General features: G+C 71.8%; 15 protein-coding genes. 2 read left to right on the forward strand and 13 right to left on the reverse strand.

Going from position 1 to position 14,465, the window contains the following annotated elements:
- The first annotated feature begins 19 nt into the window (after nucleotides 1-19).
- Nucleotides 20-271 (forward strand): protealysin inhibitor emfourin, encoded by a 252-nt coding sequence (locus ACZ7HT_RS01660; protein WP_471158626.1) that lies wholly within the window; start codon nucleotides 20-22, stop codon nucleotides 269-271.
- A 3-nt stretch (nucleotides 272-274) separates the two neighbouring features.
- On the opposite strand, the gene ACZ7HT_RS01665 is transcribed toward ACZ7HT_RS01660, so the two are convergent.
- From ACZ7HT_RS01665 to ACZ7HT_RS01695, 7 genes are all read right to left on the reverse strand, one after another.
- Nucleotides 275-1,606, reverse strand: coding sequence for a TerD family protein (locus ACZ7HT_RS01665; protein ID WP_471158628.1), 1,332 nt, complete (start codon nucleotides 1,604-1,606; stop codon nucleotides 275-277).
- Between the two features lie 61 nt (nucleotides 1,607-1,667).
- Complete coding sequence (era, locus tag ACZ7HT_RS01670; RefSeq protein ID WP_123452163.1) at nucleotides 1,668-2,618, reverse strand: GTPase Era; 951 nt, start codon at nucleotides 2,616-2,618, stop codon at nucleotides 1,668-1,670.
- Between the two features lie 21 nt (nucleotides 2,619-2,639).
- On the reverse strand, nucleotides 2,640-3,587 hold the full coding sequence (locus ACZ7HT_RS01675; RefSeq protein ID WP_471158631.1) for a DUF916 domain-containing protein: 948 nt from the start codon (nucleotides 3,585-3,587) through the stop codon (nucleotides 2,640-2,642).
- A 136-nt stretch (nucleotides 3,588-3,723) separates the two neighbouring features.
- A complete protein-coding gene (locus tag ACZ7HT_RS01680; RefSeq protein WP_471158632.1) occupies nucleotides 3,724-5,058 on the reverse strand; it encodes a beta-xylosidase in 1,335 nt (444 codons plus the stop codon).
- 189 nt (nucleotides 5,059-5,247) lie between these two features.
- Nucleotides 5,248-5,727, reverse strand: a complete 480-nt coding sequence (locus ACZ7HT_RS01685; protein ID WP_471158634.1) for a hypothetical protein — start codon at nucleotides 5,725-5,727, stop codon at nucleotides 5,248-5,250.
- A 206-nt stretch (nucleotides 5,728-5,933) separates the two neighbouring features.
- Nucleotides 5,934-6,296, reverse strand: coding sequence for a cytidine/deoxycytidylate deaminase family protein (locus tag ACZ7HT_RS01690; RefSeq protein WP_116161070.1), 363 nt, complete (start codon nucleotides 6,294-6,296; stop codon nucleotides 5,934-5,936).
- Between the two features lie 144 nt (nucleotides 6,297-6,440).
- Nucleotides 6,441-7,262, reverse strand: a complete 822-nt coding sequence (locus tag ACZ7HT_RS01695; protein ID WP_471159030.1) for a helix-turn-helix transcriptional regulator — start codon at nucleotides 7,260-7,262, stop codon at nucleotides 6,441-6,443.
- A gap of 177 nt (nucleotides 7,263-7,439) precedes the next feature.
- On the opposite strand from ACZ7HT_RS01695, the gene ACZ7HT_RS01700 reads away from it, so the two are divergent.
- On the forward strand, nucleotides 7,440-8,870 hold the full coding sequence (locus ACZ7HT_RS01700) for an MFS transporter (protein WP_471158637.1): 1,431 nt from the start codon (nucleotides 7,440-7,442) through the stop codon (nucleotides 8,868-8,870).
- A 26-nt stretch (nucleotides 8,871-8,896) separates the two neighbouring features.
- Here ACZ7HT_RS01700 and ACZ7HT_RS01705 read toward each other — a convergent pair whose 3' ends face one another.
- The 6 genes from ACZ7HT_RS01705 to ACZ7HT_RS01730 form a co-directional block, all read right to left on the reverse strand.
- The gene (locus tag ACZ7HT_RS01705) at nucleotides 8,897-9,250 is read right to left on the reverse strand and encodes an MmcQ/YjbR family DNA-binding protein (RefSeq protein WP_471158639.1); all 354 of its coding nucleotides are present in this window, start codon (nucleotides 9,248-9,250) and stop codon (nucleotides 8,897-8,899) included.
- Entirely contained in the window at nucleotides 9,247-10,554 is a 1,308-nt protein-coding gene (locus tag ACZ7HT_RS01710) for a hemolysin family protein (protein WP_471158640.1), read from the reverse strand. Before ACZ7HT_RS01710 ends, ACZ7HT_RS01705 begins: the two co-directional genes overlap by 4 nt.
- 5 nt (nucleotides 10,555-10,559) lie before the next feature.
- Complete coding sequence (ybeY, locus tag ACZ7HT_RS01715; RefSeq protein ID WP_041129173.1) at nucleotides 10,560-11,057, reverse strand: rRNA maturation RNase YbeY; 498 nt, start codon at nucleotides 11,055-11,057, stop codon at nucleotides 10,560-10,562.
- A gap of 22 nt (nucleotides 11,058-11,079) precedes the next feature.
- On the reverse strand, nucleotides 11,080-12,105 hold the full coding sequence (locus ACZ7HT_RS01720; RefSeq protein ID WP_471158643.1) for a PhoH family protein: 1,026 nt from the start codon (nucleotides 12,103-12,105) through the stop codon (nucleotides 11,080-11,082).
- Nucleotides 12,106-12,211: 106 nt separating this feature from the next.
- A complete protein-coding gene (locus tag ACZ7HT_RS01725) occupies nucleotides 12,212-13,330 on the reverse strand; it encodes a carbohydrate kinase family protein (RefSeq protein ID WP_471158645.1) in 1,119 nt (372 codons plus the stop codon).
- A gap of 127 nt (nucleotides 13,331-13,457) precedes the next feature.
- Nucleotides 13,458-14,465 carry an adenosine deaminase gene (locus ACZ7HT_RS01730; RefSeq protein ID WP_471159032.1) on the reverse strand — a complete coding sequence of 336 codons (1,008 nt, stop codon included), beginning with the start codon at nucleotides 14,463-14,465 and terminating at the stop codon, nucleotides 13,458-13,460.

A 14,465-nucleotide genomic window follows, 5' to 3' on the forward strand; every position in this document is an offset into this window, starting at 1 on the left:
CGGCTGGTAGACAGGGCCCATGCGGATTCGAGTGCGGCGCACGGGTGGTTTCGCGGGCATCGAACGGTCGGCGGAGGTGGTGGTCTCGGACCCCGAGTGGGAGTCCCTGGCCGCCACCGTCCTCGCGGACGGCGACGGCGAGGTCAAGGGCGTGCCCGACGGCTTCTCGTACGAGATCACCGTCGACGGGCGCACGGTCCGGTGCTGCGACCCCCGGCTCACGGACGCCCAGAGGACCCTCGTGACGAGGGTCCTCAAGGAAGGCGCGTAAGCGCTAGCGAGCGCGGCGCCAGAACCTGCTCTGCTTCCGCGGCCGGACCTCCAGGGTCCAGTCCCCTTCGGAGGCTCCGACCGCCACCAGCAGGGGACCGGCCGACAGCGGCCGCGTGGACCTCGGGCGCCTGCTCGCCTCGTTGGCGAGCAGGTGGTGGTCGCGGCTCCCTGGCTCGTAGCCCCGCACCTGGAAGAGGGCGTGCCCGTCGTACGGGCGCAGCCGGGCGAAGAGCTCGGCGGCGGGGCCCGTGTGAAGCAGCACGTCGGCGCCCCGTCCCTCGGCGCGGCGGCCGAGTTCGTCCACGGCGCTCACCGGGCGGACCGCGACCGTCCACCTGCGGCCCACACCGTTGACGCGCAGGCGGAGCGGACTCCGGCCGCCGTACCGGAGCAGCGCCCGGCCCTGGAAGTCCTCCAGGGTCGTGTTGGCGAGCAGGTCGCCGTTCTCGCCGTCCTCGCCGATGGCGTGCACCGAGAAGTAGCCGTCGCCCCTCCGTTCGCAGTCGACCAGGACGAAGCCGGGCGGTACGGGCGCGTCGACGGTGACATCAGCCTTGCCCGAGCCGCTGCGGACGAACTCCGGGAAGTCCCCGCCGAAGAGCTCGATGTCCGATTGCGGGCCGATCCGTGCGGGGCCCTGTACGGGAACCTGCGCCGGAATCGGGGCTGAGGCGGCGGCCTCGGCCTCCCGGACCTTGGCCAGGAGCTCCTCGGGGATGACCTCCGGCGGGGCGCCGACGGAGGCGGGCTCGTCCGCGTCCCCTTCGATGGAGGCGGCCTCGTCGGCGGCCGGCCCCGGGTCTCTTCCTTCGATGCCGAAGTCCTCGGCGAGGCCGACGAGCCCGGAGTCGTATCCCTGGCCCACCGCACGGAACTTCCACGCCCCGTCGCGCCGGTAGAACTCGCCGAGGACGAACGCCGTCTCGGTGCTCGCGTCGTCGACCTCGTACAGCGCCAGCTGCTCGCCGGTACCGGCGCTGATCGTCCGTATGTGGAGCCCCGGCACCTGGCCGAACGTCCCGTCGTCGCTGGAGGCGGTGATCACGACGCGCTGGACGGCGGGCTCCACGCGCGTGGTGTCGATCTCCAGCCAGTCGGCGACCCGCGTCTCCTCGTCCCGCACCTGCCCGAGCAGGCGCACCGCGCCGGACGCGTGCGCGGGCTGGTTGTAGAAGACGAGGTCGCCGTCGCCGCTGACCCGGCCCGAGGCGTCGAGCAGCAGCGCGGAGGCGTCGACCTCCGGCACCCCGTCACCGGCGGCCCGCCGGACGACCGCGATCCGCCACACCTGCCCGGGGACCGGCAGGTTTCCCCCCTTGACGATCTCTGTCACGGCGCCATGCTGACACGCGCCCCCGGAGACTGCCTAGAAGATCGTCCAGAAGACCGCCTGCCTAGAAGCCGAGCTTCCTCAGCTGCTTGGGATCCCGCTGCCAGTCCTTCGCGACCTTCACGTGGAGGTCGAGGAAGACCGGCGTGCCGAGGAGCGCCTCGATGTGCTTGCGGGACTTCATGCCGACCTCCTTGAGGCGGCTGCCCTTGGGGCCGATGATGATGCCCTTCTGGCTGGGGCGCTCGATGTACACGTTCGCGTGGATGTCGAGCAGCGGCCGGTCCGCCGGGCGGTTCTCGCGCGGGATCATCTCCTCGACGACCACCGCGATCGAGTGCGGCAGCTCGTCCCGTACGCCTTCGAGCGCGGCTTCGCGGATCAGCTCCGCGACCATGACCTGCTCCGGCTCGTCCGTGAGGTCGCCCTCCGGGTAGAGCGGCGGGGACTCCGGCAGGAGCGGGATGAGCAGGTCCGCGACGAGCTGGACCTGCTTGTCGCCGACGGCCGAGACGGGGACGATCTGCGCCCACTCGATGCCGAGCTCACGCCCGAGCTGATCGATGGCGATGAGCTGCTCGGCGAGGGTCTTGGAGTCGACCAGGTCGGTCTTGGTGACGATCGCGACCTTGGGGGTCTTCTTGATCTCGGCGAGCTCCTTGGCGATGAACCGGTCGCCGGGGCCGAGCTTCTGGTCGGCGGGCAGGCAGAAGCCGATGACGTCGACCTCGGCCCAGGTGGTGCGCACGACGTCGTTGAGCCGCTCGCCGAGGAGGGTGCGCGGCTTGTGGAGGCCGGGGGTGTCGACCAGGATCAGCTGCGCGTCCGGGCGGTGCACGATGCCGCGGACGGTGTGCCGGGTGGTCTGCGGCCGGTTCGAGGTGATGGCCACCTTCTGGCCGACCAGAGCGTTCGTGAGGGTGGACTTGCCCGCGTTGGGGCGGCCGACGAAGCAGGCGAAGCCGGCCCGGTGGACGGCTTCGGTTTCTTGGTTGCGAGCGCTCATGGGGGCCATTGTCCCCGATGAGCGCCCGCCTCACGCACTCAGTGCCCGGCGGCGGCGTATCCGCAGGCCGTAGAGCCCGGCCGCGCCGCCCACGACGAGGGCCGAGGCGACGAGCCAGGGCAGGGCCAGGAAGGACACGGTGCCGGTCTCCTTCACGTCCTTCGCGGTGGCGGTGAGGGTGATGTCACCCCAGTCGAGCTGCGGGGAGCCGGTCCAGCGCTCGGTGAGCCGGATCTTCTGCCGGGGCAGCAGCTCGGCGGGGACCCTGGCCAGGTCGCGGTCGAGGAGGGTGCGTCCGAAGAGGCCCTGGGCCTTCAGGACGACCTTGGGGTTGAGGGTGACGTTGCCCCGGTTGTGCAGGGTGTACGAGACGAGGGCGCTGCTCGTACGGGTGCCGGGGACGAGCGGCCGGTCCTGGTCGAGGGCGACGTCCTCGACGGCGAGGGCGGGGACGGTCGGCCCGTTCACGCGGAGGTAGACGCGGGCGCCGATCGCGCGCTGGACGCCGACGGCGACGGAGCCCTTGCCGCCCGGGGCGATCCGCTCGTCGAGGGCGACGAGCGCCCCGGGGTGGTCGCCGGGGTCGGCATCGGCGGGGACGGTCAGGGTGAAGGGGACGGTGACGGCGGAGCGGGCCGGGACGGTGATCCGGGTCCGCTCGGGCTTGATCCAGGCGCCGGCCCCGGTCTGCTTCTCCCGCTGGGTGCGGACGGCGAAGCCGCCGTCCCGGTCGGTGTTGTAGGCGTCGGCGCCGTACAGCCGGAAGGTGAGCGGGGCGGCGGTCTTGTTGGCGACGGTGACGCGGTCGGTGAGCGTCGTGCCGGGGTCGGCGGAGAGGTAGAAGTACGGGCGGCCGCCGAGCCGGGAGGCGGCCGGGTAGACGGCCCACTCGCCGTTCTCGGCGGCCTGGGCGCCCGGCGTGAGGCCGAGCAGCACGAGGAGCGTGCTCAGGAGGAGGACGTACGGCTTCGTGCGCACGGGTGCGGGACCCCCCGGGGGTGCGGATCGGAGACGGGTGCGGATGGGTGACGGATCGGACTCGGGCGCCGATCGGACTGGCGCGGACAGGGAGACGGGAGCGGGCCGGACGGGTGCGCGCCCGGCCCGCGGGCGGTCAGGACAGGGTCAGCGTGAGCACGCCCGCGTAGGAGCCGGGCGCGGTGAACGCCGGGACGTCGAGGGAGAGGCCCGCGTCGACGGTGAACTCACCGCCCGTGAGGGTGCCGTTCGGCGTGGAGGCGAGGGTCGCGCCGCCGCTGCCGACGGGTCCCGCCGAGCCGGCCGCGCAGGCGCTGGGGCTGCCGGCCTTGGCGGTGCAGGCGGGGGTCCAGCTCAGGTTCCCGGCGCCGATGGAGCCGCCGGGGCCGGTGAAGTCGGTGACCTTGCCCGTCAGGGACCAGCCCGCGGGGCCGCCGCGGAAGTCCTTGACGGTCACCGTCTGCAGCGCGCCGGTGGCCGCGCCGCCCGCGCCGAAGTCGACGGAGGACAGCTGGACGGCGTCCCCGGCCTGGGTCATGGACAGCTCACCGGGGGTGACGGCCGCCGTGATCGTCTGGCTGTTCGGCGGCGCCGGGACGATGACCTTGTACGCGGCGGGACCCGCGCCCTTCTCGGCGTCCCAGGCCGCGCCCTCGTACGCCACGATCCCGGTGGTCGTCGGGTCGTTGACCTTCAGGCGCGCCGCGAAGCCGCCCTCGCTGTCGGTGGTGACGGTCATCCGGTCGGCGGTCTCCGCCGCTCCGGCGCGGCCGACGACGGTGACCTCGGTGAGCGGGGTGAACTTGGAGCCGGTGACGGTGACCCGGACGCCGGGGTCCCCGGACGCGTTGTCGAGCTGGAGCGTACGGGTGTTGGGGCTGGTCACGGGGCTCGCGACGACCGTCTCGGAGACCGGGGCGGGCGGGTTGAGCACCGTACAGGGGGTGTCCAGCTCCATGAGGTAGCTGGTGTGGATGTTGTAGTCACCGGGCGAGAGGGTGATCGAGCCGGCCTCGGTGGCCGTGAAGGTGCCCGTCATGGAGAAGGCCGGGAAGGAGCCCTTGGCGGGGACCGGCGGGTTCTTCTTGGGGCCGGTGACGGTGACCGTGCCGCTCTGGGCGCCGCCGAGGACCACCTTGCCGCTGGGCGTCAGGATGTCGGCCGGGAGCGCGAGGTCGACGGGGTTGGACGCGGCGGGCTTGGTGACCGTGTAGGTGACGGTCACGGTCTCGCCGACCTTGGGGCTGGGCTTGTCGACCGTGATCTGGGCGCTGGTGGTGCCCTCGATGGGCGGGATGTTGGCGATCGGCGGCGGGACGCAGCGGGTCTGGAAGTCCACCGTCTGCGAGGTGGTCGCCGCGCCGGCCGGAACCGCGAGCGCGCCTCCGCCGGCGACCGCGAGGGCGGCGACGCCGAGGACGGCGGTCCAGCGCCGTCTTCGGGACGCCGCCCGGGATCGGGTGAGTGCCATGGGTGTGCCCCCTCCTGAGGGATGAGTGGGCGCCATTGACGGCTGCGGGCGGAGAGAAGTCAATGGAATCGAATTCCATCGACTGATGACCCATCAGATACTGTCAAGATCAGCGGTTTCTTGACGTTTGCGCAGGTCACGACGGAGACCGGTGCCGCCCAGGGCGACACCGGTCCGGTTGGTGCGGGCTCAGCTGAAGACGAACGGACCCGGCGACTGCGAGGTCACCGCGTCACAGTTCACCGTGATCCCGAAGATCACCATCTTGAGGGCGACCCCGGCGAAGTACGAGTTGAGGCTGTCACCCGAGGCCACGGTCCCGCTCAGCGGGCCGATCTTGACGGACTGCCCGGCGGCCAGCGCGGGGTTCTTCTTCCCGGTGAAGACCCGGGTGCCGCCGCCGGCCTTGGCCATCGTCAGGGTGGAGCTGATCGTGTCGGCGCCGACCCCGACCGGCGTCGTGATGGCCGACGTGAGCGTGATGGTCGCCGCGGTGCCGCTCTGCGTGGCCGTGAGGTTGGCGGTGCCGCTGCCCCACGTGCCGCAGTCGTACGTCGCCGTCGCCGAGCCCGGCGACACGGCGCCGGCCGTCGGGGCGAAGGCGAGTCCGGCGGCGGCGAGCGCCCCCGTGAGGACCGCGACGGTCCCTAAGGTGCTTCTGCTTCTCATGGCGAGTTCGAACCCCTTCCGATACCGAACGCAGGGGTGCGGACACTGCGTGAGCGATGGAGATCTGACGGTCCGTCGGACGAACCGCTGCCATTGACGCGCAGACCGCCGGGGAAGGCAAGAGAAGGTGCGGTGATCCTTCACAAACACACAAAGCAGCGGGGGCCCGGCATGTCGCCGTGCCCCCGCTGTCCTGATCCCGTCGCTCAGCCGGCGGTGACGGCCACGCGCAGCTGCCCGTCCGGACCGGCGAGCAGCACCGGGGTCTCGGGGCCGCCGAGGTCCCGTACCGCCGCGCGGTCGTCGGCGGAGGCGGCCTCGGCGTTCGACACCACGGCCGCCGCCTCCAGGGACTGGGCGCCGCTGGCCACGGCCATCGCGACGGCGGTCTGCAGCGCGCTCAGCTTGAGCGACTCCAGCTCCACGGTGCCGGCCACATAGGTGCGGCCCGTCTCGTCGCGTACGGCCGCACCTTCGGGCACGCCGTTACGGGCGCGGGCGCTCCGCGCAAGGGTGATGATCTTGAGGTCCTCGGCGCCGAGGTCGCCGTGCTCGCTGCTGAGTGTCATGAGCCGAGCATAGGTCGGGGCCGGGGCGGGACCGGTGCGGGTCTCAGCCCGTGATCGATCCCGGTCTCAGCCCGCGACCAACACCACGACCTCCGGGGTCGACCCGCAGCTCGCAGCCCGCAGCCATGGGCATGACCTCAGGCCTCAGCCCGCCACCGGGTACATCGCCCCGCGGCGCCCCTCCGGTGACACCAGCCACTCCAGCTTCTCGGCCGTGTTCGCCTCCGGCAGCGGGGTGTGCATCACGATGACCAGGTCCGGGCGGGCCGGGACCCTCAGCTGGGTGGCCTCGACGACCAGCGTGCCGACCAGCGGGTGCTCCATCGCCTTGCGGTTCTGCCCGCCGGGCAGGATGTCCCGCCGCTCCCACAGCTCCGCGAACTCCGGGCTGGCCTCCTTGGCCTCCTCGACCACCGCCCGGAAGCCCTCGTCGTCCGGGCACTCGGAGCACGCCGAGCGGAACTGCGCGACGATCTTCGGCGCCAGCTCCTCCCAGCGCGTCGACCGCGCGCGGTACAGCGGGTCCGTGAAGAACGCGATCAGGCAGTTCTGCACGATCTCCTGGCGCATCCCGAGCACGATCGCCGCCGCGTCGTTCCACATCACGGTGTTCCAGTACTGGTCCATGATGTGCGCCGGGAAGGGCATCCACGCGTCGATGAGCCGCCGCAGGCCGTGGCACATGTCCCGGTCCTCCGGCGCCGCCTCCAGGGCCGGCGGGTTCAGCGCCGCCAGGACGTACAGATGGCGCCGCTCGGCGGGGCTCAGCCGCAGCACCCGCGCGACCGAGTCGAGGACCTGCGCGGAGACCGTGATGTCCCGGCCCTGCTCCAGCCACTGGTACCAGGAGACGCCGACGCCCGCGAGGACCGCGACCTCCTCCCGGCGCAGGCCCGGGGTGCGGCGGCGCGCGCCGCCGTCCGGCAGTCCCGCCTCGGCCGGGCTGACCCGGGCCCGACGGCTCATCAGGAACTCGCGCAGTTCCCCGAGTCGGTGCTGCTTCGCGCTGGTGCTCTCGAGAGCGACGGCCACGTGTGCTTCCTCCCCCTGGACGCAATGCGGTGGCTGGCGGTGCCTGGTGGTGCGACCAACAGGATAAGTTCCCGCTCCCCGGCGTTGTTCCCGTACGCCGAAGGTGGACGCATGGCAACGACGACCACCAAGCCCGAGTCCCCCACCGCCTCCGCCGTCTCCACCCCCTCCGCCGCCCCGGCCGCGCCCCCGGCCCTCAGCCGCCGCGACCGGCTCGTCCTCTTCGTCCTGTGCGCCGCCCAGTTCATGGTGGCGCTCGACTTCTCCGTCCTGAACGTCGCCCTGCCCGTCCTCGGCGCCGACCTCCGCTTCGACCCGTCGGCCCTCCAGTGGGCGGTCACCGCCTTCGCCCTGCCCTCCGGCGGCTTCCTGCTGCTCTTCGGCCGGATCGGCGACCTCTTCGGCCGCAAGAGGCTCTTCCTCTCCGGCCTGGTGCTCTTCGGCGCGGCCTCCCTGCTCGCCACCCTCGCCTGGAGCCCCGGCTCCTTCCTCGCCGGCCGCGCCCTCCAGGGCCTCGGCGCGGCGGCCATCGTGCCGACCGGCATGGCGCTGCTGACCACCGCCTTCCCCGAGGGCCCGCTGCGGGCCAGGGCGCTCGGCATCTCCGGCACCCTGATGTCCCTCGGCTTCACCATCGGCATGGTGCTCGGCGGCGTCATGACCGACACCCTCGGCTGGCGCTCCACGATGGCGCTGCTCGCCGTCTTCACCCTGATCGTGCTGCCGCTCGCGCCGGGTCTGCTGCCCGAGTCCCGCACCCCCGAGCGGCCCCGCCTGGACGTGCCCGGCGCGCTGACCGTCACCGGCGGTCTGCTCTCCCTGATCTACGCCCTGACGACGGCGGCCGAGCGCGGCTTCGGCGGCGTGGACGTCCCCGTGGCGCTCGCCCTCGGCGTGCTGCTCCTCGTGGCCTTCGGGGTGATCGAGGCCCGGCACCCGTCCCCGCTGGTCTCGCTGCCGGTGCTGCGCCGCCGTACGGTCGCCTTCGGCAACCTGGGCGGTCTGGTCACCTTCTCGATGATGTCGACGATCGTCTTCGTCCTGACCCTGTACCTGCAGGAGACCCTCGGTCTCTCGGCCTTCGCCTCGGGCATCGTCTTCGGCGTCCAGGGCGCGTTCTCGGTGCTCGCCGGCATGATCACCCCGAAGGTGATCGGCCGCTTCGGCGCCCACCGCACCCTGGTGGTCTCGCTCGCCGGGCAGGGCCTGCTGACCGCCGCGATCCTCGGGATCGGCCGGGAGTCGGGCGCGGTCGTGGCGACGGTCGCCGTCTCCCTGGCGTCGATGCTGCACCTCGGCGCGATCATCTCGTACGGCGTGACCGTCACCTCCGGCGTCCGCGACGAGGAGCAGGGGCTCGCGACCGGTCTGGTCACCACCACCCAGCAGGTCGGTCTCACCGTCGGCATCCCGCTGCTCGGGGTGCTCGCGACCACCGGCGAGGACCTCTTCTCCGGGGTCCGTACGGTCATCGCCCTCGACGCGGCGATCGTGGTGGGTGCGGCGGTGCTGGTCGCCCTCGGCCTGCGGCGCCGGTCCTGACCCCCGGTCCCGGCGCCGCCCGTGCGTCAGGGCCGGTCGAGGCGGAGCCGTACCGCCTTCGGAAGACCGGCGACGACGAGGTCGTACGAGTCCTCGACGAGCTCCCGGACCATGCGGTCCGGGAGCTCTCCCACGGTCACGGTGTTCCAGTGGCGCTTGTTCATGTGATAGCCGGGGGCGACCGCCGGGTGCTCCTCGCGGAGCCGTACGGCCTCGTCCGGCTCGCACTTGAGATTGACCCGCAGCGGCTCGGCGTCGAGCCACGAGAGCGCGAACATCTTCCCGGCGACCTTGAAGACGGAGACGTCCGGGCCGAACGGGAACTCCTCCGCCGCGTCGTTGAAGTCCAGGCAGAAGGCGCGCAGCTCGTCGGGGGTCATTCCGGTTTCTCCTCCGGTTCCAGCGGCTCCACGAGCGGTTCCACGAGCACGGTGACGATCTTGTTCCGGCGGCCGGCCGGCGATTCGGCCGTCAGCCGCAGCGAGCGACCGTCCGGCAGCTCCACGGCCGCCTTGGCGCCCGAGATCGGGACGCGGCCGAGCGCCTTGGCGAGCAGACCGCCGACGGTCTCCACGTCCTCGTCGTCGTACTCGTCGGGACCGAAGCCGTACAGCTCGCCGAGGTCGCCGATGTCGAGGCGGGCGGTGACCCGGTAGCGGTCGTCGCCGAGCTCCTCGACGGGCGGCAGCTCCCGGTCGTACTCGTCGGTGATCTCGCCGACGATCTCCTCCAGGATGTCCTCGATGGTGACGATGCCGGCCGTGCCGCCGTACTCGTCGATGACGACGGCGACGTGGTTGCGCTCCTGCTGCATCTCGCGCAGCAGGTCGCCGGCGTTCTTGGTGTCGGGCACGAAGGCGGCGGGCCGCATCGCGGTGGACACCAGGTCGGACTCGGAGTCCCGGTTGATGTGGGTCCTGCGGACCAGGTCCTTCAGGTAGACGATGCCGACGATGTCGTCCTCGTTCTCGCCGGTGACCGGGATCCGGGAGAAGCCGGAGCGCAGCGCGAGGGTGAGGGCCTGGCGGATCGTCTTGTACCGCTCGATGCAGATCAGGTCGGTCCGGGGCACCATCACCTCGCGGACGAGGGTGTCGCCCAGCTCGAAGACCGAGTGCACCATGCGGCGCTCCTCGTCCTCGATCAGCGACTCGGCCTCGGCGAGGTCGACCATGGCCCGCAGCTCGGCCTCGGAGGCGAAGGGGCCCTTGCGGAAGCCCTTGCCCGGGGTCAGCGCGTTGCCGATGAGGATGAGCAGCTGCGGGATCGGGCCCATGATCCGGGCCAGCGGAAGGAGTACGTACGCGGCGGCGGTCGCCGTGTTCAGCGGGTGCTGGCGGCCGATGGTGCGCGGCGAGACGCCGACGGCCACGTACGAGACGAGGACCATCACGACGATCGCGACGAGCAGCGCCTCCCAGGTCTCCGGGAAGGACTCCAGGCAGGCGTACGTGACGAGGACGCCGGCCGCCATCTCGCAGGCGACGCGGACGAGCAGCGCCACGTTGAGATAGCGGGTCGGGTCGGAGGCGACCTGGGCGAGCTTCTCGGCCCCGCGCCGCCCGGACCTGACGGCCTCGGCGGCGCGGAAGCTGGAGACGCGGGCGAGACCGGCCTCGGCGCAGGCGGCGAGCCAGGCGACGATGACCAGCGCGACCGCGCCGAGGATGAGCGAAGCGTTCATCGGGGTCAGGACACGGTCGGCGCCGGGGACGGGCCGGTGAGGCCCTTCTCCGCGCGCCAGCCGTCGACGATCGCCGCCTGGAGGCCGAACATCTCGGCCTTCTCGTCCGGCTCCTCGTGGTCGTACCCGAGCAGGTGCAGCACCCCGTGGACGGTGAGGAGCTGGAGCTCCTCGTCCATGGAGTGCTGCGTCGGCGCGTCCTTGCCCTGCTGGGTGGCGACCTCGGGGCAGAGCACGATGTCGCCGAGGAGGCCCTGCGGGGGCTCCTCGTCGTCCTTCGACGGCGGGCGCAGCTCGTCCATCGGGAAGGACATGACGTCCGTCGGCCCGGGCAGGTCCATCCACTGGATGTGGAGCTGCTCCATGGCCTCCGCGTCCACCACGATCACCGAGAGCTCGGAGAGCGGGTGGATGCGCATGCGCGCGAGCGCGTAGCGGGCGATGTCGAGGATCGCCTGCTCGTCGACCTCGGTGCCGGACTCGTTGTTGACGTCGATCGACATGTGCTGTTTCTGCTTCTCTCGCTTAATGTCGCAGCCCGTTGCGGCTGTCGTACTGCTCGTACGCGTCGACGATACGGCCGACGAGCTTGTGCCGGACGACATCCTGCGACGTGAGCATCGAGAAGTGCACGTCCGGGACGCCGTCGAGGATGTCGCGGACCTGCCGCAGACCGCTCTTCGTCCCGTTCGGCAGGTCGACCTGGGTGACGTCACCGGTGATGACGATCTTCGAGTCGAAGCCGAGGCGGGTGAGGAACATCTTCATCTGCTCGGGGTTCGTGTTCTGCGCCTCGTCGAGGATGATGAACGCGTCGTTGAGCGTGCGTCCGCGCATGTACGCCAGGGGCGCGACCTCGATCGTCCCGCTCGCCATGAGCTTGGGGATCGAGTCGGGGTCGAGCATGTCGTGCAGCGCGTCGTACAGCGGCCGCAGGTACGGGTCGATCTTCTCGTAGAGCGTGCCGGGCAGGAAACCGAGCCGCTCGCCCGCCTCGACGGCGGGCCGGGTCAGGATGATCCGGTTGACCTGCTTGGACTGCAGGGCCTGGACCGCCTTCGCCATGGCGAGATAGGTCTTGCCGGTGCCGGCGGGTCCGATGCCGAAGACGATCGTGTGCTTGTCGATCGCGTCGACGTACCGCTTCTGGTTGAGCGTCTTGGGTCGGATCGTGCGTCCCCGGCTGGAGAGGATGTTCTGCGTGAGCACCTCGGACGGGGTCTCGACCGCCGTCCCTCCCTCGCCGTTCTCCTCGCGCAGCATGGCGATCGAGCGTTCCACCGCGTCCTCCGTCATCGGCTGACCGGTGCGGAGCACCAGCATCATCTCGTCGAACAGGCGCTGTACCAGCGCGACTTCCTGCGCGTCACCGATCGCGCTGATCTGGTTGCCCCGCACATGGATGTCCGTCGTCGGGAACCCCTGCTCGATCACGCGCAGCAGGGCGTCACCGGAACCCAGCACCATGACCATCGGGTGCTTCGCGGGGATGGTGAACCGGGCTTCTGCCTGCCCCGGCACGGGGGCGTGGGATGTGGGTGTCTGCGTCATGGGCCGGCACTGTGGCCTGCACATACCTCCCGTTGCAGGGTTCTCGCTGCTCGACAACCTCTCGGCTACCAAGCCTACGACCAGCCGCCGACAAGACCGTAGGGGTTTACGGATGGGCGGCCCGGAACCCGATGGTCGGCACCGCCCTGCGCAGCGGCCACGGGCGGGCGGGGGCGGGCAGGAGCCGTTCCAGGAAGGCGTAGCGGCCGCGCAGCGCCTCGGGGTCCTGCCGGGCGTGCCCCTGGACGTGCTGCCACCAGGCGGCGATCTCGTGCCAGGTGGGGGCGGACAGCGAGCCGCCGAACTCCTGCACCGACAGGGCGGCGGTCAGGCCGGCGAAGGCGAGCCGGTCGGCGAGCGGCCAGTCGGCGAGGGTGCCGGTGACGAAACCGGCGACGAAGACGTCTCCGGCGCCGGTCGGGTCGAGCGCGGAGACCTGGATCGCGGGCACTTCGGCGGTCTCGCCGGTGCCGCCGTCGACGGCGTAGGCGCCCTCGGAACCGAGGGTGACGACGGCGTAGCGGACCTTGTCGGCGAGGGCGCGGGCGGCGGCCCGGGGGCAGTCGGTGCGGGTGTAGCGCATCGCCTCGGCGGCGTTGGGCAGGAAGGCCTCGCAGTGCTGGAGGTCGGTGAGCCCGGCGAGGTCCCAGCGACCGGTGTCGTCCCAGCCGACGTCGGCGAAGACCTTGGCGCCGCCGCGCGCGGCCTGGGCGACCCAGTCCTCGGAGCGGCCCGGGACGAGGGAGGCGACGGCCGCGCGCGCGTGCGGCGGATAGGCGGGCAGGGCGCCGTCGAGCGGCGGGGCCTCGTGGCCGTGGGAGACCATCGTGCGCTCGCCCTCGTAGGCCATGGAGACGGTGACGGGCGAGTGCCAGCCGGGCACGGTCCGCGACAGCGAGAGGTCGATCCCCTCGCCCTGCTCCAGGGCGTCCCAGCAGTACTCGCCGTAGTGGTCGTCGCCGAACGCGGCGGCGAGCGAGGTCCGGAGCCCGAGCCGGGCGAGGGCGGTGGCCATGTTGGCGACGCCGCCGGGGCTCGACCCCATCCCCCGGGCCCAGGACTCGGTGCCGCGCACGGGAGCGGAGTCGAGGCCGGTGAAGATGATGTCGAGGAACACGGTGCCGGTCAGGAAGACGTCGCAGGCCGGATCGGTGGGCTCGCGCAGGCACACCAACGGGTCGACCCCGGCGTCGTGTTGCGGCTGCTCTCCCCTTGCTGTGGTCACGGCAGACTCCCCGGTCGCGGTGCGGATCAGATCAGTGTGCCCGATGGGGGTGGGGTGACGGGTGGGACGCACAGGAAGGCGCGACTCCTACCCCCGAACCCGCGACTGAAACCTGCCGTGACCCGGATCACGCACCGAACACGTACGACTCCACCTCGTCGAGGTAGCGCGCCCTGCGCGGCTCGTCGTCCTCCAGGAACGAGGCCAGGAACGAGTTCCGCGCCAGCTCGCGGAGCTGGTCCTCCGAGAGGTCGAGGGCGTCCCGCACCCCGTCGACGTTGTCCCCCACGTATCCCCCGAAGTACGCCGGGTCGTCGGAGTTCACGGTCACGAGGAGACCCGCCGTCATCATCGCGCGGAGCGGATGGTCGGCGAGGGTGTCGATGACGCGGAGCCGGACGTTCGAGAAGGGGCACACCGTCAGCGGGATCCGCTCGCGGGCCAGCCGGTCGACGAGCTCCGGGTCCTCCATGCAGCGCAGGCCGTGGTCGACGCGCTCCACGCCGAGGACGTCCAGGGCTTCGCGGACGTAGGCGGCGGGGCCCTCCTCGCCCGCGTGGGCGACGCGGCGCAGGCCGAGCCGGGCGGCCTCCTCGTACACCTCGCGGAACTTGGCCGGCGGGTGGCCGACCTCCGCCGAGTCCAGGCCGACGCCGGTGATCCGGTGCAGGTACGGCTTCGCGGCATCAAGGGTCGCGAGCGCCGACTCGGCCGACTCGTCGCGCAGGAAGCACAGGATGAGCCGGGTGGAGATCCCGTACCGCTCCTCGGCGCGGTCGAGGGAGGCCCCGAGGCCCTCGATGACGGTGCCGATCGGGACACCGCGGGCGGTGTGCGCCTGCGGGTCGAAGAAGATCTCGGCGTGCCGGACGCCCTGGGCCGCGGCCCGCTCCAGGTACGCGTCGGCGAGTTCGGTGAAGTCCTCGGCGGTGCGCAGGACGGCCATCAGGCCGTAGTAGAGGTCCAGGAAGGACTGGAGGTCGCTGAAGCGGTAGGCCTCGCGGAGGGCATCGGTATCCGCGTACGGCAGGGTGATGCCGTTGCGGGCCGCGAGCGCGAAGGCGAGCTCGGGTTCGAGGGTGCCTTCGATGTGGAGGTGCAGTTCTGCCTTGGGGAGGGCGGAGGGGAGGGGCAT

Source organism: Streptomyces sp. NPDC037410, assembly GCF_055602235.1.